The sequence below is a fragment of the Ruegeria sp. AP12 genome, from assembly GCF_056540025.1.
Genome location: NZ_JBQFVZ010000001.1, coordinates 147,579 through 170,204, shown reverse-complemented (window position 1 = coordinate 170,204; position 22,626 = coordinate 147,579). Strand labels below are relative to the sequence as shown.

The 22,626-nt window shown below is 58.1% G+C and carries 21 protein-coding genes; 15 read left to right on the top strand and 6 right to left on the bottom strand.

All coding sequences use genetic code 11. The features are described from left to right. The first annotated feature begins 202 nt into the window (after window positions 1-202). The 15 genes from ACR0E6_RS00820 (at window position 203) to pdeM (ending at window position 15,879) form a co-directional block, all read left to right on the top strand. Window positions 203-433, top strand: a complete 231-nt coding sequence (locus tag ACR0E6_RS00820; RefSeq protein ID WP_170454251.1) for a hypothetical protein — start codon at window positions 203-205, stop codon at window positions 431-433. A 274-nt stretch (window positions 434-707) separates the two neighbouring features. Next, window positions 708-1,049 carry a hypothetical protein gene (locus ACR0E6_RS00815; RefSeq protein WP_170519844.1) on the top strand — a complete coding sequence of 114 codons (342 nt, stop codon included), beginning with the start codon at window positions 708-710 and terminating at the stop codon, window positions 1,047-1,049. A gap of 270 nt (window positions 1,050-1,319) precedes the next feature. After that, a complete protein-coding gene (gene cpaB, locus ACR0E6_RS00810; RefSeq protein WP_480580247.1) occupies window positions 1,320-2,198 on the top strand; it encodes a Flp pilus assembly protein CpaB in 879 nt (292 codons plus the stop codon). Window positions 2,199-2,391: 193 nt separating this feature from the next. Further along, on the top strand, window positions 2,392-3,765 hold the full coding sequence (locus ACR0E6_RS00805; protein ID WP_170454255.1) for a type II and III secretion system protein family protein: 1,374 nt from the start codon (window positions 2,392-2,394) through the stop codon (window positions 3,763-3,765). A 16-nt stretch (window positions 3,766-3,781) separates the two neighbouring features. Continuing rightward, window positions 3,782-4,414: an OmpA family protein gene (locus ACR0E6_RS00800; protein ID WP_170520576.1), complete on the top strand. Its 633-nt coding sequence runs from the start codon at window positions 3,782-3,784 to the stop codon at window positions 4,412-4,414. Window positions 4,415-4,614: 200 nt separating this feature from the next. After that, a complete protein-coding gene (locus ACR0E6_RS00795; protein ID WP_170454259.1) occupies window positions 4,615-5,850 on the top strand; it encodes an AAA family ATPase in 1,236 nt (411 codons plus the stop codon). Window positions 5,851-5,874: 24 nt separating this feature from the next. Beyond that, window positions 5,875-7,311, top strand: coding sequence for a TadA family conjugal transfer-associated ATPase (locus ACR0E6_RS00790; protein WP_480580243.1), 1,437 nt, complete (start codon window positions 5,875-5,877; stop codon window positions 7,309-7,311). 11 nt (window positions 7,312-7,322) lie between these two features. Beyond that, window positions 7,323-8,291, top strand: a complete 969-nt coding sequence (locus ACR0E6_RS00785) for a type II secretion system F family protein (RefSeq protein WP_170454263.1) — start codon at window positions 7,323-7,325, stop codon at window positions 8,289-8,291. Between the two features lie 10 nt (window positions 8,292-8,301). Next, entirely contained in the window at window positions 8,302-9,276 is a 975-nt protein-coding gene (locus ACR0E6_RS00780) for a type II secretion system F family protein (protein ID WP_170454265.1), read from the top strand. Between the two features lie 10 nt (window positions 9,277-9,286). Then, a complete protein-coding gene (locus tag ACR0E6_RS00775) occupies window positions 9,287-9,868 on the top strand; it encodes a tetratricopeptide repeat protein (protein ID WP_480580240.1) in 582 nt (193 codons plus the stop codon). A 29-nt stretch (window positions 9,869-9,897) separates the two neighbouring features. Further along, window positions 9,898-10,752, top strand: coding sequence for a tetratricopeptide repeat protein (locus tag ACR0E6_RS00770; protein ID WP_170454269.1), 855 nt, complete (start codon window positions 9,898-9,900; stop codon window positions 10,750-10,752). Continuing rightward, window positions 10,753-11,298 carry a prepilin peptidase gene (locus ACR0E6_RS00765; protein ID WP_480580237.1) on the top strand — a complete coding sequence of 182 codons (546 nt, stop codon included), beginning with the start codon at window positions 10,753-10,755 and terminating at the stop codon, window positions 11,296-11,298. It begins immediately after the preceding gene. A 117-nt stretch (window positions 11,299-11,415) separates the two neighbouring features. Next, entirely contained in the window at window positions 11,416-12,723 is a 1,308-nt protein-coding gene (locus tag ACR0E6_RS00760; RefSeq protein WP_170454273.1) for an ATPase, read from the top strand. Between the two features lie 40 nt (window positions 12,724-12,763). Continuing rightward, window positions 12,764-15,175, top strand: a complete 2,412-nt coding sequence (locus tag ACR0E6_RS00755) for a ligase-associated DNA damage response DEXH box helicase (protein ID WP_480580234.1) — start codon at window positions 12,764-12,766, stop codon at window positions 15,173-15,175. 41 nt (window positions 15,176-15,216) lie between these two features. Then, window positions 15,217-15,879 carry a ligase-associated DNA damage response endonuclease PdeM gene (gene pdeM / locus ACR0E6_RS00750; protein WP_170454277.1) on the top strand — a complete coding sequence of 221 codons (663 nt, stop codon included), beginning with the start codon at window positions 15,217-15,219 and terminating at the stop codon, window positions 15,877-15,879. A 2-nt stretch (window positions 15,880-15,881) separates the two neighbouring features. On the opposite strand, the gene ACR0E6_RS00745 is transcribed toward pdeM, so the two are convergent. The 6 genes from ACR0E6_RS00745 to ftsH form a co-directional block, all read right to left on the bottom strand. Then, complete coding sequence (locus ACR0E6_RS00745; RefSeq protein ID WP_480580231.1) at window positions 15,882-16,625, bottom strand: LytTR family DNA-binding domain-containing protein; 744 nt, start codon at window positions 16,623-16,625, stop codon at window positions 15,882-15,884. Window positions 16,626-16,831: 206 nt separating this feature from the next. Continuing rightward, a complete protein-coding gene (folD, locus tag ACR0E6_RS00740) occupies window positions 16,832-17,722 on the bottom strand; it encodes a bifunctional methylenetetrahydrofolate dehydrogenase/methenyltetrahydrofolate cyclohydrolase FolD (protein WP_170454281.1) in 891 nt (296 codons plus the stop codon). A 51-nt stretch (window positions 17,723-17,773) separates the two neighbouring features. Next, window positions 17,774-18,079, bottom strand: coding sequence for a chorismate mutase (locus tag ACR0E6_RS00735; RefSeq protein ID WP_170454283.1), 306 nt, complete (start codon window positions 18,077-18,079; stop codon window positions 17,774-17,776). Between the two features lie 57 nt (window positions 18,080-18,136). Beyond that, window positions 18,137-19,813, bottom strand: a complete 1,677-nt coding sequence (locus ACR0E6_RS00730; RefSeq protein ID WP_170623747.1) for a formate--tetrahydrofolate ligase — start codon at window positions 19,811-19,813, stop codon at window positions 18,137-18,139. Between the two features lie 165 nt (window positions 19,814-19,978). Further along, entirely contained in the window at window positions 19,979-20,554 is a 576-nt protein-coding gene (locus ACR0E6_RS00725; protein ID WP_480580228.1) for an MOSC domain-containing protein, read from the bottom strand. A 97-nt stretch (window positions 20,555-20,651) separates the two neighbouring features. Continuing rightward, the gene (ftsH, locus tag ACR0E6_RS00720; protein ID WP_170520560.1) at window positions 20,652-22,568 is read right to left on the bottom strand and encodes an ATP-dependent zinc metalloprotease FtsH; all 1,917 of its coding nucleotides are present in this window, start codon (window positions 22,566-22,568) and stop codon (window positions 20,652-20,654) included. Between the last annotated feature and the right edge of the window lie 58 nt (window positions 22,569-22,626).

Here is a 22,626-nt window from a genome sequence, read left to right as displayed (position 1 = left end):
TCTTGTATTTCAATGCTTTACGCAAATCGTATCTAAAAAGTTAAGGTTGACGAAAAAAAATATGCGTTTGGCCCAATTCCTGCCACGCGCAACGGGCAAACATAGATGCATACCGAGACGGACTGGAGCGGACTGAGAGAGAAAGCTCTGAAACACGCCAAGGTTTAACAGACTTATTTTGATCCTTTAGGAGGGACGTAACATGATCAAGTTCTTCAAGAACTTCCGCAAAGACGAAGACGGCGCAGTAACAGTTGACTGGGTTGTTCTGACCGCAGCAGTCATCGGCCTGGCAGCCGTTGCATACAACCAGATCGAAGGCGGCGCGACCGGCCTGGCGACTGACGTGAACACCGCTCTGAACGCAGCGACCATCTCGACCGGCGACAACACCGGCGCAGAAGGCGGTATCACCGTCGCCGGCGGAAACTAAGCCAGCGCTTCGCATAAAACACAAACCGCGCCAGTTTGGCGCGGTTTTTTCGTTTGGGACATAAACATCAAAAACTGCATGCCGGGCTTTACACACATGAGTCTCTTTCTCTGACCGCCCAGAGTGAAATATCCGGCAATCCTTGGACTAAGGCGTGAAATTCAATCTTTGGCCGCATTTCCGCCACTGACATCACGCTAAAATGAACCCAGAAAACTTGCACCCGGAAATAGGGCTATTGGGCTCTCGGGAACTGAGAGGGCGGAGAGGAAACATGCTTAGGTTCGTTAACCGATTTTCGAGAGAAGAAGAAGGTGCCATCACCGTTGATTGGGTTGTGTTGACCGCCATGATCATTGGGCTGGGCTCGGCATTGTTTTTCGCTATCTCCACCGCGACGGACGACTTCGGCGGAAATGTGAACACAGCCCTGACAAGCGCAACCATTAGCACTGGTGACAACGACAATGCCGGCGGTATCACCGTTGCTGGCACCGCTGGCGGAGGCTCAGGGTCCGGATCATCTGGTGGTAGCTCCAGCGGAGGGTCTTCTTCTGGCAGCAGTTCCAGCGGAGGATCGTCTTCAGGTGGCGGAACAGTGGGTGGCGACGGCTAAGGCCAGACGCAACTTCCCAAAAAATGAACGTGTTGACACGACCGTTGATAGCGTGGCTTTGACGGTCGTTTTTCGCGCACCCCGCCAACCGAAGTTGCGACTGCTCTTCCTCCTAGGTTCGGCTGCAATCCTGTAGACGAATAGTAAAAATCCGCTGTTGCTGGCAATTTTGTCCCACATTTCGACACAATTGCAGTTTAGGAATAATGCTGTTCAAAAGTCGCGATACTGTCGCTAACTTTTTGACCGACGAAATTATGAGGTGCATACATGCGAGCGGTATTCGGACTTGTTCTGATTGTCGGGGTGGCTTTGGCCGGGGGCGCGGTTTACATGGCGCGCAACTATATTGCCGAGTACCAGAATGAACTCGCCCGCCAGAAGCAGGCAGCGGCCGAAGCGCTGGCGAATGCTCAGGTCGAAGTTGTTCCAACGGTGACGGTATACGTTTCGAATCGACCTCTGAAATATGGTGAGCGCCTGACACAGGAAGATGTGCGTGCCGTCGACTGGCCCGAAAACGCGATCCCGGAAGGCACGTTCACTGAAATTGTGGCCCTGTTCCCAGAGACCGGCCCGCAAGAGCGCTTTATTCTGAGAACCATGGAAAAGGACGAGGCCATTCTGGCCGTTAAGGTCACCGAACCTGGTGAGAAGGCCGGACTGACGTCTCGCCTTGAAAAAGGAATGCGCGCTTTTGCCATCAGCGTTGATGTGGCATCCGGCGTTTCGGGTTTTCTGCGCCCTGGCGACAACGTGGACATTTACTGGACCGGCTCCAGCGGTACGACCGAAGGGAACACCGGCGGGATCACGCGCTTGATTCAGACGAACATTCAGCTTGTTGCCGTGGACCAAAGCACAGGTTCAGATGTGACAGGGACAACGATTGCACGAACTGTAACCGTTGCAGCCACACCGGAACAGGTCGCTGCATTGGCTCAGGCACAAAACACGGGCCGGCTTTCTCTTGCCCTTGTAGGGGTTAGCGATGAATCGGTTGCAACTGCGATCGAAGTCGACCAGCGAAAGCTCTTGGGCATCGAAGAGACGGCGCCTGCACCGGAAGTCGCCAAGGAAGAGATTTGCACCACGCGCATCCGCCGCGGCGGCGATACGTTCGAAACCCAGATCCCCTGCACAAACTGACGTCAATTCAGAGCGTTACAGGTTAAGAGCCGCGCCATTCGCGCGGCTCATTTTTTTGTTATTGTTGCCTATTGTCCACATAAACAAAATTCCAGAAACCATTGATTATTGCAATAAATTCGGAATTCGCGCAGTCTTTTGAACCATAGGGCATAAGACCCAAAAACGAGGCGTGATCGGAGAGGCAGGTCACATGACAATACGTTCCTGGATCAGCGCAACCCTGCTGGGGTTGACGCTTGTTGTGGGCCCGGTCGGCGATGCCGCCTGGGCTGAAACCCTTCGCGTGGTCAAAAAGGGCACAGTGGAAACACTGGAAGTTCCAATGAACCGCGCGATCGTTGTTGAAAGCGAGCAACCTTTTGCAGAACTCAGCATTGCCAACGCGGGCATTGCTGACATTTCGTCGCTTTCCGATCGTACCATCTATGTTTTGGGTAAAGCACCCGGTCTGACGACGCTGACGCTGTTTGACGGCGCCGGTATGTTGTTGGCCAACGTTCGGGTCCGGGTTGCCCCGGATGTGACCGAGTTCAAAGAGCGTTTGCGTCAGATCCTGCCCGCCGAACCGATTGAGGTTCGCACAGCGAATGACGGCATCGTTCTATCCGGTACGGTTTCAAGCGCAGCCAAACTGGCCCGCGCACTGGAACTGGCGGAACGTTATGCGCCTGAACGCGTTTCGAACCTGATGTCTGTTGGCGGCGTCCAGCAGGTCATGTTGAAAGTACGGTTTGCGGAAATGAACCGCTCTGTCGCGAAAGAGCTCTCTTCAACGCTTTCCATTGCAACCGATGACTTTGTTGGTGGTTTCAACCCGCAAAACCTCGTGCCGCCTGTCACTGTTGAAAACGGTGTGCTGCTGTTTGGCTTCGGGGTCGGGTCGGCACAGGTCAATCTGCTGTTGCAAGCCTTGGAAACCAAGGGCCTTGTCCGCAACCTTGCTGAGCCGAATCTGTCAGCTCTGTCCGGTCAGGAAGCGTCCTTCCTTGCGGGCGGCGAGGTTCCAATCCCGGTTCCTCAGGACGATGGTGTCGTGGCCATCGAATTCAAACCCTTCGGTGTCGAAATGCTGTTCACGCCACGGGTTGTGGACGGCGATCTGATTAATCTTGAAATGGGCACGTCGGTATCGAGCATCGACACCAGCTCAAGCTTCACGATCAACGGGGACAACGTTCCCAGCTTTATCGTGCGTCAAGCAAAGACCACCGTGGAACTGCGCGACGGTGAGAGCTTTGCCATCGCCGGGCTTCTTCAGGACAACTTTGTCGATCAAGCCAGCCAAGTTCCCTGGCTGGGCGATGTTCCCGTCCTTGGCGCCCTGTTCCGCAGCGCCGATTTCCAGCGGGATCAGAGCGAACTCGTTATCATCGTCACCGCACATCTGGTATCACCGATACGCGGCGAGGCGCTTGCTCTGCCAACCGACCGTGTCAAGCCACCCAGTGAGTTCGACCTGTTTATTAACGGTAAGACAGCACGCACGACCCGCGCAGGTGTAGGTGCCGCTTCTGAAGTCGCCAAACAGGATTTCGGCAGCTCATACGGCTACGTCCTGGATTGATGAGGAGGATAGACCAATGAACAAGTGGATCATCACACTGGGTCTTACGGTCGCCGTCTCGGCCTGTACTCGTGAGGCCGGTTACGAAGCCGACCAAGGGGCCTTTGGCAACGCGACGCTCAACAACGTTCAGGTTATGAATGGTGAACTGTCTTATGCTGAGATCCTGAGCCGTCGCTTTGCGGCTGATGTGCCCAGCCAGATCAACTTTGCCTTCGACAGTTCGCAACTGGATGCATCCGCCCAAAGCATTCTGTTGCAGCAGGCAGACTGGATCAAACAATTCCCCGAGGCACGGTTCCGGGTCTATGGGCACACAGATGCCGTCGGTTCAAACAGTTACAACCAGAGCCTGGGTTTGCGCCGGGCGCAGGCAGCGGTGAATTTCCTGGTCCAACAGGGTATTTCCCGGTCCAGATTGGAAGCCGTCGTATCCTTCGGCAAAACCCAGCCCCTGGTTGCTACTTCGAATCGCGACCGCCGCAATCGCCGCACAGTGACCGAAGTGTCAGGCTTTGTGGACGGTGGCCCGCAGACGCTGGACGGAAAATACGCCCAGGTCATTTACCGCGAATACGTCGAAAGCGCGACGCGACCGAGTTACATTGAAGATTCTTCCAATGTAGCCGACTCGGGGAGCGGTGGATAATACGACAGAAATGGGCGACATCGTCGCCCATTTCCCTACAATTGGTTCTTTTGCGCCAAATTCTCGCCCAACTTCACAGCGACATTGTCAACAATTGGGTGACCTGCGGCCTGAATTGACCGCATAGGGGCGACAGCAAATCAACCGGCACGATATCCGTCCGCAAGAGAAGCTGGCCTCTCTCAACGAGGATATTGTTTATGACCAGCGCGACGCCGCAAGATGACAACACCGGTATCTTGGCTTGCACGATCAGCCGGGATGTCCAGAACTTCGACCTGCTCATCGAAGACATGGAAGCCGCGCTGGGCGAACGATGGGGTGATCTGGGCTTTGCCGAAGCGCTGGCCTTTTTCAGCCAGCCCGAAGCCGAATCACTGCAGTTTGTTGCGCTGGCCATAGATGGCGAGGATGAGGACAACCTGTCTTTGATGGGCGAGATCATCACCCAGGCAAAAGACAAAAAAATCAAAGTGGTCCTGATCGCCGAGGACGTCACACCTGCTGCTCTTCACCAATTGCTGCGCAAGGGCGCGGACGAGTTTGTCCCCTACCCTCTGCCCGAAGGCGAATTGCAGGAAGCCATCGAGCGGATGAACCAACCTGACCCGGTTGCCGTTGCGCAAGCGGCTGCGGTGCCGCTGGCGGGCGGAGATGCCAAGGAAGGTGCCCTATTCGTTGTGCATGGTCTGGCCGGTGGTGTCGGATCGACCACAATGGCGGTGAACCTTGCGTGGGAGCTTGCCTGTGTTTCCGACAAGGACGCACCGACTGTTTGCCTGATCGATCTGGATCTTCAGTACGGCACCGTTTCCACATATCTGGATCTGCCGCGTCGGGAAACTGTGTTCGAAATGCTGTCGGATACGGCCAATATGGATGATGAGGTCTTCTCGCAAGCGCTTCAAAGTTATGAAGAAAAGCTGCAGGTGCTGACAGCGCCCTCCGATATGGTGCCGCTAGACCTGATCACGCCGGAAGACATTCAGCGCGTCATCGACATGGCGCGCAAGCATTTTGACTATGTCATCGTGGACATGCCCAAAACGCTGGTTCTTTGGTCTGAAACCGTTTTGCAGGCGGCGCATGTTTATTTTGCCATGATCGAGCTGGACATGCGGTCGGCCCAGAACGCGCTGCGCCTGAAACGCGCCTTGCAGGCCGAAGAACTGCCCTTCAACAAGCTGCGCTTTGCCCTGAACCGTGCACCCAAATTCACCGACCTGAATGGAAAAGGCCGGGTCAAACGTATGGGCGAAAGCCTTGGGATTTCGATCGATCTGCAACTGCCGGATGGCGGTAAACCCGTGATGCAAAGCGGCGATCACGGTCTGCCCTTGGCAAGTTCTGCGGCAAAGAACCCATTGCGCCGCGAATTCGCAAAACTTGCGAAATCACTTCACAGCCTGGGCAGCAGCAGCGCCGAGGCCGCGTAAAACCATCCCAAGGGGGGATAAGCCGTGTTTTCAAGATACAAGAAACAGCCCGAAGCGCAGCCAGTACAAGCGCCGACGAAAGCGTCTGAAGCGGCTGCACCGGCAGCGGCCCCTACCCCAAACGCCGTGGCCCGCAAACCACTGCAAAAGAAATCGGCCGAGGCGATGGGTTCGGACCGCGACCGAAAACGCAAAGAGCGTCTGGGCGAGATTAAGATCGAACTGCATCGCGAACTGCTGGAAAACCTGAACCTCGCAGCGTTGGAGAACGCAGGTGAAGCGGAACTGCGCGCGGAAATCAGCGCAATCGCCAGCGAAGTGCTGGAAGCCAAGAACATTGTTCTGAACCGCGACGACCGAACCCAGCTGAACAAAGAGCTCTACGACGAAGTCACCGGCCTTGGCCCGCTGGAAACGCTTCTGCAGGACGACACGGTCAACGATATTCTGGTCAATGGTCCGCAGCAGATCTTTGTGGAACGCGCCGGTAAGCTGGAACTCAGCGACATCACGTTCAAGGATGAAAAGCACCTGATGCGGATCATCGACAAAATCGTGTCCGCCGTGGGCCGTCGTGTTGATGAATCAAACCCTTATGTTGACGCCCGTCTGGCCGATGGCTCGCGTTTCAACGCGATGGTGCCGCCGATTGCCGTCGATGGTTCGCTGGTTTCCATTCGTAAGTTCAAGAAAGACAAGCTGGGCATTGACGATCTGGTCAATTTCGGCGCGTTCACCGAGGAAATGGCCGCCTATCTGCAAGCTGCGGTATCGACCCGTCTGAACATCATCGTCTCGGGCGGTACGGGTTCGGGTAAAACGACAACGCTGAACGCGCTGTCCAGCTTTATTGATGACGCCGAGCGCATCCTGACCATCGAGGATACGGCGGAACTTCAGCTGCAACAGACACATGTAGGCCGGATGGAAAGCCGCCCGCCCAACGTGGAAGGCAAAGGTGAGGTCAGCCCGCGCGACTGTCTGAAAAACGCCCTGCGTATGCGCCCCGACCGCATCATCGTGGGCGAGACGCGTGGCGCCGAGGTGATCGACATGCTGCAGGCCATGAACACCGGTCACGACGGATCAATGACCACGATCCACGCCAACTCGGCCCGCGATGGTATCTCGCGTCTGGAAAACATGATCGCGATGGCCGGGATTGAAATGCCGATCAAGGCCGTACGCAGCCAGATCTCATCCGCTGTGAACCTGATCGTGCAAGCCAGCCGTCTTCAGGACGGTTCGCGTCGCATGACTTCGATCACCGAAATCACGGGGATGGAAGGCGACGTGATCTCGATGCAGGAAATCTTTAGGTTTCAACGTGTTGGCCTGACACCCGACAACAAAATCATCGGGCATTTCACCGCCACGGGTGTGCGCAGCCACTATTCCGAACGCTTCCGTCTGTGGGGCTTTGATCTACCGGCGTCGATCTACGACCCAACCACAATGTAGGAGAAACTTACATGCAAGTGCCTATGGAGGCGATCATCTATGTCGCCATCTTTGTGGGGGTTCTCGCCTTGGTCGAAGGCATCTATCTTGTCGCCTTCGGCAAGTCGATCAGCCTGAACAGCCGCGTCAACCGTCGCCTCGACATGCTGGAAAAAGGCGCCGGGCGCGAGCAGGTGCTGGAACAGCTGCGCAAGGAAATGCAACAGCATATGAAATCGCAGAGCATCCCTCTGTATTCATTGCTGGCAGACAAGGCGCAGAAGGCGGCCATCGCGTTCTCGCCCCGCCAACTGATCATGATCATGTGCCTTGTGTCAGTTGTGGCATTCATGGGGCTGAGCATCGGAACCGCCACTGAGATGGTTCTGCGCGTCGCCATCTCGATCGCGATTGGCGTTGGTGGCGTCTACGCCTGGGTCAACCACAAGGCCAAAAAGCGCATGGGAATGATCGAAGAGCAATTGCCTGACGCTGTTGAACTGATGGTACGCTCGCTGCGGGTTGGTAACCCGTTTGTGTCGACTATTCAGGTGGTTGCGAACGAAGTGCAGGACCCGCTAGGCACCGAATTTGGTGTCATCGCGGATGAATGCGCCTATGGTCGCGACGTGGGCGAAGCGCTGAAGGATATGGCCGAACGTCTGGATATGCAGGACTTGCGGTTCCTAGCGGTTGCCGTGGGTATCCAACAGCAATCCGGTGGCAACCTTGCTGAGATTTTGGCAGGCCTGGCCCAAGTCATTCGCGCCCGGTTCCGCCTATTCCGCCGCGTCAAGGCGATCACGGCCGAAGCGCAATGGTCCGGCAAATTCCTGTCCGGCTTCCCAATCTTCTGTCTGGTTTTCGTTTTGGTAAAAGATCCCGGATACTACGACGAGGTTCTGGACCACCAGTGGTTCATCCCGGCCTGTTTCATCGTTGGTATCATGCTGACGCTGAACCTGATCGTCATGAAGATCATCACAAACATCAAGGTCTGAGGGCGATCCCATGGAGTTTCTGACAAAAATCAATGATTTGCTTACGGAGAACTTGGGAGAGTTTGGCCCTCTGATCGTGGTTGGAATTCTTGGCCTTGTCCTGATCGGTGTTGCTGTCTCGCTGATGATGAGCCAGCCCGAGGATCCGCTCAAAAAGCTTCAGCGCGCCAATGCGGCACCAAAGGCGACCAAGAAGGACAAGAAAGACAAGCTGCGGCACGGCAGCCAGAATGAGCAGCTTGAGAAATTCGCAACTTTCCTTGAGCCGAAGGACCAGGAAGAATACTCGGCCGTCCAGCTGAAACTGAGACAAGCAGGTTATCAGTCCAAGGACGCGGTTCGGTTTTTCCACTTTGCGCAGTTCGCCCTGGGGATCATTGGTATTGTTCTGGGCGTTCTGTTGATAACCGTGTTTTCCGGTGACCAGGAATTCACCACTCAGCAAATGGTCATCCGGGTGCTGTTGCCGGGCGGCGTGGGATACATGATCCCGAAATACTGGATCACGCGCCGGGTCGCCGAACGGCAAGAGGCAATCACGTCCGGGTTTCCTGATACTCTCGACCTTATGCTGGTCTGTGTCGAAGCAGGGCAGTCCCTTGATCAGGCCATCGTGCGCGTCGCAAGTGAAATGAAATCCTCCTACCCCGACATCGCTCAGGAATTTGAGGTCGTCGCCTATGAGATGAAGGCCGGTAAGGACAAGGACACCGTTTTGCGGGACTTTGGAACCCGCTGCGGGGTGCAGGATGTCAGTTCATTTGTGACCGTGATGATCCAATCGGCGACATTTGGTACATCGATTGCCGAAGCTCTGCGGGTTTATGCCGGTGAAATGCGTGACAAACGGGTCATGCGGGCAGAAGAAGCCGCAAACAAGTTGCCTACGAAAATGACTCTGGTCACAATGATGCTGACGGTGCCGCCGCTGTTGATCATTCTGGTCGGCCCCTCGGCAAACGTGATTTCGAGCTTTGGTCGCTGATGGATCGCTTATGAAAACAAAACTCAGGTGCGTCCGGTCCCGGCTACGCCGATTGCTTCAAGCCACTGTGGTGATCGCCACGGTGGCTTCTTGCACAGAAGGCGGTCTGTCCAATGGGCTGGATGCGCCGGGCGTCGATCCCAAAGGCAAGTCGGTCGACCACATCACCGTTGGCAACCGGTTGATGGCGGCGGGTGAATACGAACTTGCGTTGGAAAGCTTTACCCGCGCCGCATTGGATCAGGGGATGACCCCGGAGGTCCTGACCTCGATGGGAACCGCCAATGTTGGGCTGCGTCGATTGGGTCAGGCGGAACCCCTGCTGCGGCAGGCGGTCGAGGATGATACGGACTGGCCCATCGCCTGGAATAATCTGGGTGTTCTGCTGATGGAATTGCAGGAATACCCCGAAGCCGCTCAGGTCTTTCAACGGGCCTTTGCGCTGGACAATGGCGAAAGTGACGCAATTCGCGACAATCTGCGCTTAGCACTCGCAAAAATGGAAAATCCTGTTAATAATACCCCCCAAGAACAAGAATATACGCTGGAGCAGCTTGGCGACGGGCAATTTACGCTACGCAAAATCCAGTAATCGAGGCAAGAGCAGTAAAGGACGCAAAAATGCGCCACCAATTCTTGATTCCATCCCTCATTCTCAGTGGGCTCATTCTAGCCGCTTGCGAAAAGGAAACCGCCGAAGAAAAGGTTGAACGCACGTTTCAGGAAGTGAACGTCATCGACGAAACCAACCTGAACGATGTTCTGCTGAACGCGGCGGACCCGAATGAGGCGGTGACATATTTCCACAACGCAGCCAGCAAAAGCCCCAACCGGATCGACCTTCAACGCGGTCTGGCCATTTCACTTGGGCGCGCCAAACGCACGACCGAAGCGGTATCGGCCTGGAAACGCGTGACGACAATGAAAGGGGCCAACAGCTCGGACAAGGTCGAGTACGCGGATGCTCTGGTCAGAAATGGTGATTGGGCGCAGGCCAAATCGGTTCTGGACACGGTTCCGCCAACCTATGAGACGTTCAAACGTTACCGGCTCGAGGCGGTCGTGGCCGATTCCAGAAAAGAATGGAAACGCGCAGACCATTTCTATGAAACTGCGGTTGGCCTGACCACGCGCCCGGGCAGCGTGATGAACAACTGGGGGTTCTCAAAACTCTCACGCGGGCAATACGCCGAGGCAGAGCGTTTGTTCACCGATGCAATCCGGCAGGACAGTTCGCTGTTTACCGCAAAGAACAATCTGGTTCTGGCCCGCTCTGCACAGGGAAATTACAGCCTGCCGGTTGTTCCCATGTCACAGATCGAACGGGCGCGCCTGCTGAACACCATGGGGATCTCGGCTGTGAAACAGGGCGACGTAACCACAGCCAAGAACCTGTTCCGCGAGGCGATCTCGACCCATCCGCAGCATTTCGACGAAGCCGTCCGTTCGCTGCGTGCGCTTGAGGAATCCACCTAAATGGACATCCCTGTTCGGGCGGCGGTGTGGTTTCTGCCGTTCATTCTGCCGATCTGTTTCTACGTCGCCTTCACCGATATGCGTGAGATGCGGATCAAGAACCACGCCGTTGTGGCTTTGGCGCTGGTCTATGTGGTTGTCGGGCTGATCGCCCTGCCCCCGTGGTCGACCAGCACACTCAGCGGAAAGCTGGGGCCATTCCCCGTCGCCTTTCCGCCTTATGTCTGGCAATTGCTGCATCTTCCCGTGATCCTGATCGCCGGTATGGTCCTGAATGCCATCGGCGCTGTCGGCGCGGGTGATGCCAAGTTTCTGGCGGCGGCTGCACCGTTTGTCTGGGTTCAGGACTTGGGTGTCGTGCTTGCGATTTTGATGGCAACCGTTTTGGGTGCCGTAGTCACGCATCGGCTGGCCCGCCACACCCGCTTGCGCGCAATCGCGCCGCATTGGGAAAGCTGGGACCGGGGCAAAAAGTTCCCGATGGGCCTTGCCCTTGCCGGGGCTTTGGCGATGTATTTGATTTTGGGCACTGTTTACGGTTCGTAAACTATCATCACCGCGCCATGCCGCTGCCTTGGTCCCGCCATAAAGCTGGGCCAGATTTCCCACAAGTCGCCCGTTTGCGGGCATTTGTGTGATTTTTTGGATGGACGAGCGTCGCTCATGAATATGCAAGCTTCCTCTGTTATGGCCCCTCCCGCCCCCAAAGGTTTGGGGGAGATGCAGCTTCCGCTGGTGATGATGCGGGACATTCTGCTGAAAACGATCTTCCGTAAGAACGCCAGTACTGTGTCCGAAGTTGCCGAGGCGGTCTGCCTGCCCGGTTCGGTCACGCAGGAACTGATCGACATCGCGCGCGAACAGAAACTGATCGAAGCGACAGGCACCCTGAACGCCAATAGCGGCAATGAGATGGGCTATCAGCTGACCGATGCAGGCAAGGCCCGCGCATTGGACGCGCTGAGCCAGTCTGAATATTTCGGCGCGATGCCGGTGCCGCTGGACGTTTATCGCGAGCAGGTCAAGCGCCAGTCGATCCGTAACATTCAGGTCACGCGTGAGCAATTGGTCGGTGCCATGGGCCATCTGGTCCTGCCCGACAGCCTGTTGGACCATCTTGGTCCGGCGGTCAGTGCGGGCCGCTCGATCCTGATGTATGGCCCTCCGGGCAATGGTAAATCCTCGATCTCGAACGGTATCCGCGATGCTTTGGGCGACAATGTTTATGTGCCCTATGCTATCGAATATGCCGGTCAGGTAATCACCGTCTATGACCCGATCGTGCACACCGCGATCGAGCAGGAAGCCGACGACCCCAACAGCCTGCGCCGCCGCAAACGGTTCGACTCGCGCTATGTGCAATGCGAACGCCCCACCGTTGTAACGGGTGGTGAACTGTCGCTGTCCATGCTGGATCTGGTCTACAACCCCACCGCGCGGACCTATCAGGCCCCGTTGCAGTTGAAATCGACCGGCGGCATCTTCATCGTGGATGACCTTGGGCGACAGGCCGAACCGCCGCAGGCGCTGGTCAACCGCTGGATTGTTCCGCTGGAAGAGAACAAGGATATCCTCGGCCTGCAATCGGGTGAAAAGTTCGAGGTGCCGTTTGATACGCTGGTCATCTTCTCGACCAACTTCCACCCGAACGAGATTTTCGACCAAGCGGCCCTGCGCCGGATCTTTTTCAAGATCAAGATCGACGGCCCCAATCAGGAGAACTTCTTGAAGATCTTCGCCATGGTGGCCCGCAAACGCGGCATGCCGCTGGATGAGGCCGCTCTGGTCCACCTGCTGAAGGTCAAATACCCGACCATCGACAATATCTATGCGAACTATCAGCCGATCTTCCTGATCGATCAGATGATCTCGATCTGCGAGTTTGAGGGCATCCCTTATCAGATGAGCCCCGACCTGATTGACCGCGCCTGGGCCAACATGTTCGTCAAGGACGAGAAAATCGTCAAATAACGCCGTGCCATTCCGGCACGAGGGCGGTTAATCTGCGCCCATGACGCAGATTCCCGCCCGGATCACCGATTGGTTTTCGGCCAAAGGCTGGTCCATCCACCCCCATCAGCAAGACATGTTCGACCGGGCGCGTGATCCGGCCACGCTGCTGATCGCCCCCACCGGGGGCGGCAAGACAATGGCCGGGTTTCTGCCGTCTCTGGCTGAACTGGCCGAGGGCGCACATAGCGGGTTGCACACGATCTATGTCTCACCGCTGAAAGCCTTGGCGGCGGATATCAAACGCAACGTTCGCACGCCGGTGGATGAGATTGGCCTGCCCATCCGCATCGAAGACCGCACCGGCGATACATCCGCGACGCAAAAGAAACGTCAGCGGGCGGACCCCCCGCATATCCTGCTGACAACACCTGAAAGTCTGGCCCTGCTGACCTCTTACGAGGACGCCCCGCGCATGTTTGATGGGGTGCAGAGGGTGATCGTGGATGAAATCCATGCCCTTGCCGAAAGCAAACGTGGGGATCAGTTGATGCTGGCGCTGGCACGGTTGCAAACCCTCTGCCCCGATCTGCGCCGCGTGGGTCTTTCGGCGACGGTCGAAGACCCCGAAGGGATCGCCCGCTTTCTGGCGCGGCACCCGGACCCGTGCCGGATCATTCAGGCCGATCCCGGCCCTAACCCCGACATCGCGATGCTGACAACCGAAGAAATGCCCCCGTGGTCCGGCGGCGGTGCGGCTTATGCGATCCCGGCAGTGCTGGAGCAGGTCCGGCAGCACAAGACCACGCTGATCTTCCACAACACCCGCGCGCAGGCCGAGATTTTCTTTCACAATCTGTGGCTTGCGAATGATGATGGCCTGCCCATCGGTATCCATCACGGCAGTCTGGACCGTCAACAGCGTGAACGGGTCGAGGCCGCCATGGTGCGTGGTGATCTGCGGGCCATCGTCTGCACCGGCTCTCTGGATCTGGGGATCGACTGGGGGGATGTCGATCTGGTCATCCAGATCGGTGCGCCCAAGAACGTGAAGCGATTGGTGCAGCGGATCGGGCGGGCGAACCACCGCTACAACGCGCCGTCCAGGGCCCTTTTGGTGCCTGCCAACCGGTTTGAAGTGGTGGAATGCGTCGCCGCGCTAGAGGCTGCAAAAGCGCATGAACTGGACGGCGAGCCACGCGGCGCAGGCCCCCGCGATGTGCTCTGCCAGCATATCCTGATTGCTGCGACGGCGGGGCCGTTCGAGGCTGACGCACTGTTCACGGAAATGACCTCAGCCGGGCCATTTGCCGATCTGACCCGTCTGGAATTCGACGCATGTCTGGAGTTTTGCGCAACCGGTGGCTATGCCCTGCGCGCTTATGACCGCTGGCAGCGGCTGCTGCAGCGCCCCGATGGGCTGTGGCAGTTGCGCGACCCCCGTGCCGCCGCGCGCATCCGCATGAACCTTGGGACCATACAGGACACCGACACCCTGAAGGTGCGCCTGAAACGCAACCGCGGCGGCAAGCCATTGGGCGAGGTCGAGGAAGGCTTTGCCGCCTCGCTTACACCCGGAGATACCTTCCTGATCGGTGGTCAGATCGTGCGCTATGAAGGCCTGCGCGAGATGGTGGTCGAGGTCAGCCGCCGCGCCGATAAAAAGCCCAAGATCGCCACCTTCATGGGGACGAAATTCGCCACCTCGACCCAGCTGAGCGACCGTATTCTGCGCATGTTCGCCCAACTCGACTGGCCGCAACTGCCCCGCCACACCGCCGACTGGCTGGCCCTGCAACGGGACATGTCCCGCCTGCCCCAGCGCGACCGCCTGCTGATCGAAAGCTTCCCCAGCGACGGGCGCGAGCATCTGTGCGTCTACGGCTTTGCCGGGCGCAATGCGCAGCAGACGCTCGGCCTGCTGTTGACCAAACGGATGGAGGAGACGGGTCTGGCCCCCCTTGGCTTTGTCGCCACGGATTATGCCACCCTGATCTGGGGTCTGGATGCGGTCACGGACCCCAGCCCGCTGTTCCGTCTGGACGCGCTGCGGCAGGGGTTGGACACATGGCTGGCGGGAAATGCCGTCATGAAACGAACCTTCCGCGCCTCGGCCACAATAGCTGGTCTGATCGAGCGCAACACGGGCGGGCAACGCAAAAGCGGGCGGCAGGCGACGTTTTCATCGGACATCCTGTATGACACGCTGCTGAAATACGACCCGGACCACCTTTTGATGCAAATCACCCGCGAAGAAGCCATGCGCGGTCTGGTCGATTTTGGCCGCATCGAAGCGATGATCGCGCGTATCGGCGACCGGATTGATCTGATGCGCCTTGATCGGGTTTCACCGCTGGCGGCACCGCTGTTTCTGGAAGTCGGTAAAATCCCGGTCAAAGGCGCGGCCGAGGAACGCTTGCTGGCAGAGGAAAGTGCCCGCCTGCTGGAAGCCGCCGGGCTGGACAATCTATAAAATACCTTGCGCGCAACGCTGAAACATATAATGAACCTACCATGAACAAATTGGGATTTTCCTTTTGCGGTGCGGATCTTTTTGCCCTGCCCTCCGGCGCGCTTTGGTGGCCGGGGCAGAGCATGCTCTGTGTCTCGGACCTGCATCTGGGCAAGTCCGAAAGGATGGCGCGGCGCAGTGGATTGACCCTTCCGCCTTATGACAGCCGTGAAACGCTGGATCGGTTGTCGGCGGACCTTGACCGGACAGGGGGTGAGGTCGTGGTTTGTCTGGGCGACAGCTTTGACGATCTGGACGCTTCCAGCGCTTTGGCAGCGGATGAAAAGCTGCGAATAGCGGCGCTGCAAGCTGGTCGACGTTGGATTTGGATCGAAGGCAATCACGATCCGGGACCGATCGAGCTGGGCGGCGCACATCTGTCTGAATGGACCTGCGGGCCGCTTGTCTTTCGCCACATCGCACAACCCGACGCAACAGGCGAGGTTTCAGGGCATTTTCACCCCAAAGCGCGTTTGACGCTCAGGGGCAGGTCGATTTCCCGGCCTGCCTTCCTGTTGGACCACGCCCGGCTGATCCTGCCAGCCTACGGCACCTATACCGGCGGGCTGCGCAGCACAGATCATGTTCTGACGACGCTATTGGGACCTCGGGCCAAGGCCATTCTGACCGGCCCAACCCCTCAGATGGTGCCGATGCCACGTTAGGCTCAGATCAGCCCGTCCTCTTCCAGCATGGGCTTGTACTTGCGGCTGACGGGCACGAGATCGCCATTGACCAGTCGCAGGAAGGTTTTGCCCTCGGCCTTCTCGACGCCCATGATCGACGCGTCCGTGACCCAATGCGAGCGATGCGAGCAATGGCCCGGTACAGGCTCCATTTCATCGATGGCGTCTGTCAGTCGGGACCGAATTGTGAACGTCCCCTCAGAGGTGACGACATCCACGTTGTGGTCCTTCACGGTCAGGCGGAAAATCTTTCCTTCGAACCCGGCGGGCAAACGTCGGACAAGTCGCGGCTGGACAGGTTTCTCTTCGGCCTCCCGAGTATGCAGATCACCGCGGCGGACCAGCACAAGACCTGCGGCGAACAGGATGCCGTAGACGGCGACCGCATGCGCCTCGGGCGCCATCTTGCCGATACAGGTGAAACACACCCAGGCCAGCAACCACAACATCGGCGTCAGCAAAGCCAGCATCACGGTGGCAAAAGCAAGATCACGCCACGGCAGTTTGACCAGCACCAATTTGTCACGCAGCAGTTTCCGGGCAGTCCATGTCGCGCTGAGTGCGATGATCATCACACCGACCCAGAACACAAGGCGCAGACCGAACGGCAATTCCCCGTCCATGAAGGGCGGAAACACATAAGCCAGCAATGGTAGAAAAACGAGCGCCGCGACGATGCGCTGAGGGCTTAGAACAGTTCTGATCTCACTGACTTCGATATTCATACGTATTCCGAGCGCAATTTCCCGCGTCACACAAACACTTGCCCGGAAAACTACGATCTTACTTAGTAACCACTTGGAATATCGGACATATCACGAAATCGAATACAAGCAAACCCATTCAAAGAAATGCCCTGCCCCCGGATATAGGGGACAGGGCATCTTGAGTATTCCGGGTTATAGCACGGGATGCACCCGCGCCAGCAGGGTCAGGCGGTCAGACCTTCGGGTTCCGGCAGACCGTTGGCACGACAGCACGCGGTCAGTGTGTTGGCCAGGAGGCAGGCAATGGTCATCGGACCGACGCCCCCCGGAACCGGAGTGATCGCGCCTGCGCGCTCTGCCGCGCTGGCATAATCCACGTCGCCCACCAGCTTGTTCTTGCCGTCACGTTCGATGCGGTTAATGCCCACGTCGATCACGGTGGCCCCTTCCTTGATCCAGTCGCCCGGCACCATCTCGGGGCGGCCCACGGCGGCCACGACGATATCGGCGCGGCGGACCACATCCGGCAGGTCCTTGGTGCGCGAATGCGCGATGGTCACGGTGCAGCTGTCGCCCAGCAGCAGTTGCGCCATCGGTTTGCCCACGATGTTCGACCGCCCGATCACAACCGCATCCATCCCGGACAGCGAGCCATGGTGGTCGCGCAGCATCATCAGACAGCCCAGTGGCGTGCAAGGCACCATCGACTTCTGACCGGTCCCCAGTAGGCCCACATTCGAGATGTGGAAGCCATCCACATCTTTGGCCGGATCGATCGAGTTGATCACCAGGTCTTCGTTCAGATGCCCCGGCAGCGGCAGTTGCACCAGAATGCCGTGAACCGCCGGATCATTGTTCAGCCTGTCGATCAGCGCCAGCAGATCCTCCTCCGAAGTGTCGGCCTCCAGCTTGTGCTCGTACGAGTTCATGCCGACCTCGACAGTCATCTTGCCCTTGGACCGCACATAGACCTGGCTGGCCGGGTCCTCGCCCACCAACACCACCGCCAGACCGGGCGTGATGCCGTTTTCTTCTTTCAGCTTTGCGACCTGATCGGCGACCTGAGCGCGCACCTTGGCGGCAAAAGCCTTCCCGTCGATAACCTGGGCTACCATCCTGTGATCCCTTCTTTCAAAACGGATCGGGCGCAGGAAGCGCCCGGTTTCTCAGTCAGGGCCGAGCACGCGCTCTTCCCGCGCGATCGACCAGTCAATCAAAATGCGCCACAGCTTTTCGGCCAAATCCGGGTCCATGCCCAATTCGTCAGAGCTTGCGCGCACGCGCTGCACCACCTCTTCAACACGATCCGGGATACGGGCCGGCAGGCCCTCGGCCGGTTTCAACTGGGATGCGCGGTCGATATAGCCCGCGCGCGTCACCAGCAATTCGATCAGTTGGCGATCCAGCTTGTCGATCTGAACCCGCAACTCCGGCATCGAGTGACAGTCTTGCGGCAGTGTCAGAATGGACATTTTAATCTCCTGTGGTCCGGGGATACCCCCGAACCACGAGATGTATCATTCAGGCGCTTAGAACAAGCCCTCGATCTGGCCTTCGTCGTTGAGGCGAATCGTCTCAGCCGCGGGTTTGCGGGGCAGGCCGGGCATGGTCATGATCTCACCGCAGACAACCACGATGAAGCCCGCACCGGCGCTTAGCCGCACCTCGCGCACCGGAACCGAGTGGCCGGTAGGCGCGCCCCGCAGGGTCGGGTCGGTCGAGAACGAATACTGGGTTTTCGCCATGCAGACCGGGAGGTTGCCATAGCCCGCGTCTTCCCATTCGCGCAGCTGATTGCGGATCTTGTTGTCGGCCAGAACCTCGTCAGCGCGGTAGATGCGCTTGGCGATGGTTTCGATCTTTTCGAACAGCGGCATCTCGTCAGGATAGATCGGCGCGAAGTTCGCGGTGCCGCCCTCGACGATTTCGACCACTTTCTCGGCCAGCGGAGCCGAGCCTTCGGACCCCAGTTCCCAGTGACGTGACAGAACCGCCTCGACCCCGTGATCGCCGCAATAGTCTTTCACGGCCTTTACTTCGGCATCGGTGTCGGTGACAAAGTGGTTGATGGCGACCACAACCGGAACACCGAACGATTTCACGTTTTCGATGTGACGGCCCAGGTTGGCGCAGCCCGATTTCACGGCATCAACATTCTCGGCACCCAGATCAGCCTTGGCCACGCCGCCGTTCATCTTCATCGCGCGCACGGTGGCAACCAGCACCACAGCCGACGGAGCGATGCCCGCTTTGCGGCACTTGATGTTCATGAACTTCTCGGCACCCAGATCGGCCCCGAAACCCGCTTCGGTCACGACATAGTCTGCGACTTTCAGAGCGGTCTTGGTCGCGATGACCGAGTTACAGCCGTGTGCGATGTTCGCGAACGGGCCACCGTGGACAAAGGCCGGGTTGTTTTCCAGCGTCTGCACCAGGTTCGGCTGCATTGCGTCCTTCAGCAGCACGGTCATTGCGCCCTCGGCCTTGATATCGCGGCAGTAGACCGGGGTCTTGTCGCGGCGGTAGGCGACGATGATGTCACCCAGACGCTTTTCCAGATCCTTCAGGTCGTTCGCCAGACACAGGATCGCCATAACCTCAGAGGCCACGGTAATATCAAAACCGGCCTCACGCGGGAAACCGTTGCTGACGCCGCCCAGAGACGCCGTGATCTGACGCAGGGCACGGTCGTTCATGTCGACCACGCGACGCCATGCAACGCGACGGGTGTCGATCTCGGCCTCGTTACCCCAATAGATGTGGTTGTCGATCATCGCCGACAGCAGGCTGTGCGCGCTGGTGATCGCGTGGAAGTCGCCGGTGAAGTGCAGGTTCATTTCCTCCATCGGAACAACCTGCGCATACCCGCCACCTGCAGCGCCGCCCTTCATGCCGAAGTTCGGGCCGAGCGAGGCCTCACGGATACAGATCATCGCGTTCTTGCCGATGCGGTTCAGACCGTCACCCAGCCCCACAGTGGTCGTGGTCTTACCCTCACCTGCCGGGGTTGGGTTGATCGCGGTTACAAGGATCAGCTTGCCGTCTTCACGGTCCTGCACCGAGTTGATGAAGTCCTGGCTGACTTTCGCCTTGTCGTGGCCATAGGGCAGCAGATCGGCGGAATCGATGCCGATCTTGGCGCCGATTTCCTGAATCGGCTTCTTGTTCGCTTCGCGGGCGATTTCGATGTCGGATTTGTAGCTCATTGGCCAGGGTCCCTGATTGAATGCCTTGCAAAACCGACGCAGCGCGTCGGCGCTGTGCAACCCATACAGTCGTACACAATTCCGATGGCTATGGATTCCGACATATTCATGCCGCGAAACGGCGTCGCCGGATATCGTGAGTTTCAAATCGGAAACGAATGGGCCTTATGGCTGCCAGATTGGCTGATCAGGGACAAACAATCGCATTTTGCCGCCAATTCGCAGGGAACCGGGTCGTTCGACCCAACCCGTCACCCCGCGCCGCCCTTTGGCTGCGGGTTTGAAGGCGGCACCGTGACCGCTGTGATCCTGTTCAATCTCACGCCCCGGCAGAACGCAGGGGGCGTTTTCCATATCCACGGTGATCGTCGCACCGTTGTCGGCCTGCAAGCGCGAGGATGGCGGAACATGCGAAAAATCGGGAATACCCTTCACGACAATCGACGCCCCAAGGTACGACGGATCAAGATCATCCAACCCCATCTCGGCCGATATCCCGGCCAATTCCTCGGCCGACAGGACCGACAGCTGCCTGACGTTCCTGATCTCGGTGCCCTGCGGATACAGGTTCTTGACGCGCACGCAGGACGCCCGGTTAAGCCCTTCATGCCGTTCGCCGCGCACACCGTCGAAATCTAGCTGCAAGGTATCAACCGGCTCAGCCCGCAACGACTGCCCTGCCGGTACATGGCCCAGCCAGATCACTTCGCCAGTGAACTCGGTTTCGCGCAAAAACGGCATAGGCCTTCCCTTCTTATCAGCGTCCTTGCGCGCATAATGCCCGGCACCGACCTGATGAAAAGAGAAAACCCGGAGGCTGGCTCCGGGATTTTTTTGTTTATGCGGTTGGCTCAGGTTCCATCCCACCTTCGGGCGGGGTTTTCTTGGGTTTGGTCTTGGGAATGGCCGTGACGCTGGGCGCGCTGCCCTCATCCGGCTTGTCGCCTTCGTCGTCGCCTTCGGTGGGCGACTCGCCATTCATGACGCGCTTGATCTCATCGCCGGTCAGGGTTTCGTATTCCAGCAGCCCCTGCGCCAGACGTTCCCAAGCCTCGTTCTTGTCGGTCAGGATTTTATGCGCGCGCTCATAGCCTTGCTGGATCAGGCGCTTCACCTCTTCCTCGATCAGCTCTTTGGTGTGCGCTGAAACCGAGAAACCGGCGGTGTTGCCCTGATAGCCTTCATGCGCTTCGGCATAGTCGATATTGCCGACCTTGTCCGACATGCCCCAGCGCATCACCATCGCGCGGGCCAACTGGCTGGCCTGCATGATGTCGCCAGCCGGACCGTTCGAGACGTGATCTTCACCGTATTTGATGACCTCGGCAGCCTTACCGGCCATGGTCATCGCCAGCTTCTGCTCACACTCATCGCGGTGATAGTTCAGGCGGTCCATTTCCGGTAGCGACACAACCATACCCAGCGCGCCACCGCGCGGAATGATCGTCGCCTTATAGACCGGATCGCACAGCGGCAATTCCAGACCGACCACAGCGTGACCAGCCTCGTGATAGGCCGTCTTTTCCTTCTGGTCCTGGGTCAGCACCATCGAGCGGCGCTCAGCCCCCATCATCACCTTGTCCTTGGCATTCTCGAAATCTTCCATGGTGACAAAGCGACGACCCACACGGGCAGCCATCAGGGCGGCCTCGTTCACGAGGTTTGCCAGATCGGCACCCGAGAAGCCCGGCGTCCCGCGCGCGATGATGCGCAGATCGACATCGGGGCCCAATGGGGTCTTGCGCGCGTGCACGCCCAAAATCTTCTCTCGACCTTTGATATCTGGGTTGCCAACGGTCACATTCCGGTCAAACCGGCCCGGACGCAGCAGCGCGGGGTCCAACACGTCTTTACGGTTAGTCGCGGCCAGGATGATCACACCCTCATTGGCTTCGAACCCGTCCATCTCGACCAGCAACTGGTTGAGGGTTTGTTCGCGTTCGTCGTTCCCGCCGCCATAGCCAGCACCGCGATGGCGACCAACGGCGTCGATCTCGTCGATGAACACGATACAAGGCGCGTTCTTCTTGGCCTGCTCGAACATATCACGCACGCGCGAGGCACCGACACCCACAAACATTTCAACGAAATCCGAGCCCGAAATGGTAAAGAACGGCACGCCCGCCTCACCCGCAATGGCACGGGCCAGCAGCGTCTTACCGGTACCCGGAGGGCCAACCAGCAGCGCGCCCTTGGGGATCTTGCCGCCCAGACGCGAGAATTTTTGCGGGTTGCGCAGGAATTCAACGATTTCTTCCAGCTCTTCCTTGGCCTCGTCGATGCCTGCCACGTCGTCAAAGGTCACACGGCCATGCTTTTCGGTCAGCATCTTGGCCTTGGACTTGCCAAAGCCCATCGCACCGCCTTTGCCGCCGCCCTGCATCCGGTTCATGAAATAGACCCAGACACCGATCAGCAGCAGGAAGGGCAGCAGCGTGATCAGGAACGACTGGAAACCCGATTGCTGCTGTTTCTCAGCGCGCACGGGGATGTTTTCGTCGATCAGCAGTTTGGTGACTTCGGCATCGCCGGGTTTGATGGTCACGAAGGTCCCGCCGGTTTCTGTGGTATAGCGAATCTGTTCGCCATCCAGCGTCACATTCTTGACCTCACCGTTCTGCACGGCGCTGACAAAGTCGGAATAGGTTCGTTCATTGCTCTGAAGTGTTCCGCCTGGTCCGCTGAACAGATTGAACAGTGCAAGGATCAGCAAGAACAGAACGACCCAGAAGGCGATATTGCGAGCGTTGCCCAAGGAAATTCTCCCAAAAGATATCAGCAGATGGGGATCTGCCGTGTTGTCTCTTAAAATA

Coding starts and splice junctions, on each gene's coding strand:
- ACR0E6_RS00785 (WP_170454263.1), top strand. CDS start 7,323: ATGCAAGTGCCTATGGAGGCGATCATCTATGTCGCCATCTTTGTGGGG.
- cpaB (WP_480580247.1), top strand. CDS start 1,320: ATGCGAGCGGTATTCGGACTTGTTCTGATTGTCGGGGTGGCTTTGGCC.
- ACR0E6_RS00765 (WP_480580237.1), top strand. CDS start 10,753: ATGGACATCCCTGTTCGGGCGGCGGTGTGGTTTCTGCCGTTCATTCTG.
- ACR0E6_RS00815 (WP_170519844.1), top strand. CDS start 708: ATGCTTAGGTTCGTTAACCGATTTTCGAGAGAAGAAGAAGGTGCCATC.
- folD (WP_170454281.1), bottom strand. CDS start 17,722: ATGGTAGCCCAGGTTATCGACGGGAAGGCTTTTGCCGCCAAGGTGCGC.
- ACR0E6_RS00800 (WP_170520576.1), top strand. CDS start 3,782: ATGAACAAGTGGATCATCACACTGGGTCTTACGGTCGCCGTCTCGGCC.
- ACR0E6_RS00725 (WP_480580228.1), bottom strand. CDS start 20,554: ATGCCGTTTTTGCGCGAAACCGAGTTCACTGGCGAAGTGATCTGGCTG.
- ACR0E6_RS00755 (WP_480580234.1), top strand. CDS start 12,764: ATGACGCAGATTCCCGCCCGGATCACCGATTGGTTTTCGGCCAAAGGC.
- ACR0E6_RS00805 (WP_170454255.1), top strand. CDS start 2,392: ATGACAATACGTTCCTGGATCAGCGCAACCCTGCTGGGGTTGACGCTT.
- ACR0E6_RS00780 (WP_170454265.1), top strand. CDS start 8,302: ATGGAGTTTCTGACAAAAATCAATGATTTGCTTACGGAGAACTTGGGA.
- ACR0E6_RS00745 (WP_480580231.1), bottom strand. CDS start 16,625: ATGAATATCGAAGTCAGTGAGATCAGAACTGTTCTAAGCCCTCAGCGC.
- ACR0E6_RS00820 (WP_170454251.1), top strand. CDS start 203: ATGATCAAGTTCTTCAAGAACTTCCGCAAAGACGAAGACGGCGCAGTA.
- ACR0E6_RS00795 (WP_170454259.1), top strand. CDS start 4,615: ATGACCAGCGCGACGCCGCAAGATGACAACACCGGTATCTTGGCTTGC.
- ACR0E6_RS00770 (WP_170454269.1), top strand. CDS start 9,898: ATGCGCCACCAATTCTTGATTCCATCCCTCATTCTCAGTGGGCTCATT.
- ACR0E6_RS00775 (WP_480580240.1), top strand. CDS start 9,287: ATGAAAACAAAACTCAGGTGCGTCCGGTCCCGGCTACGCCGATTGCTT.
- ACR0E6_RS00730 (WP_170623747.1), bottom strand. CDS start 19,813: ATGAGCTACAAATCCGACATCGAAATCGCCCGCGAAGCGAACAAGAAG.
- ACR0E6_RS00760 (WP_170454273.1), top strand. CDS start 11,416: ATGAATATGCAAGCTTCCTCTGTTATGGCCCCTCCCGCCCCCAAAGGT.
- pdeM (WP_170454277.1), top strand. CDS start 15,217: ATGAACAAATTGGGATTTTCCTTTTGCGGTGCGGATCTTTTTGCCCTG.
- ACR0E6_RS00735 (WP_170454283.1), bottom strand. CDS start 18,079: ATGTCCATTCTGACACTGCCGCAAGACTGTCACTCGATGCCGGAGTTG.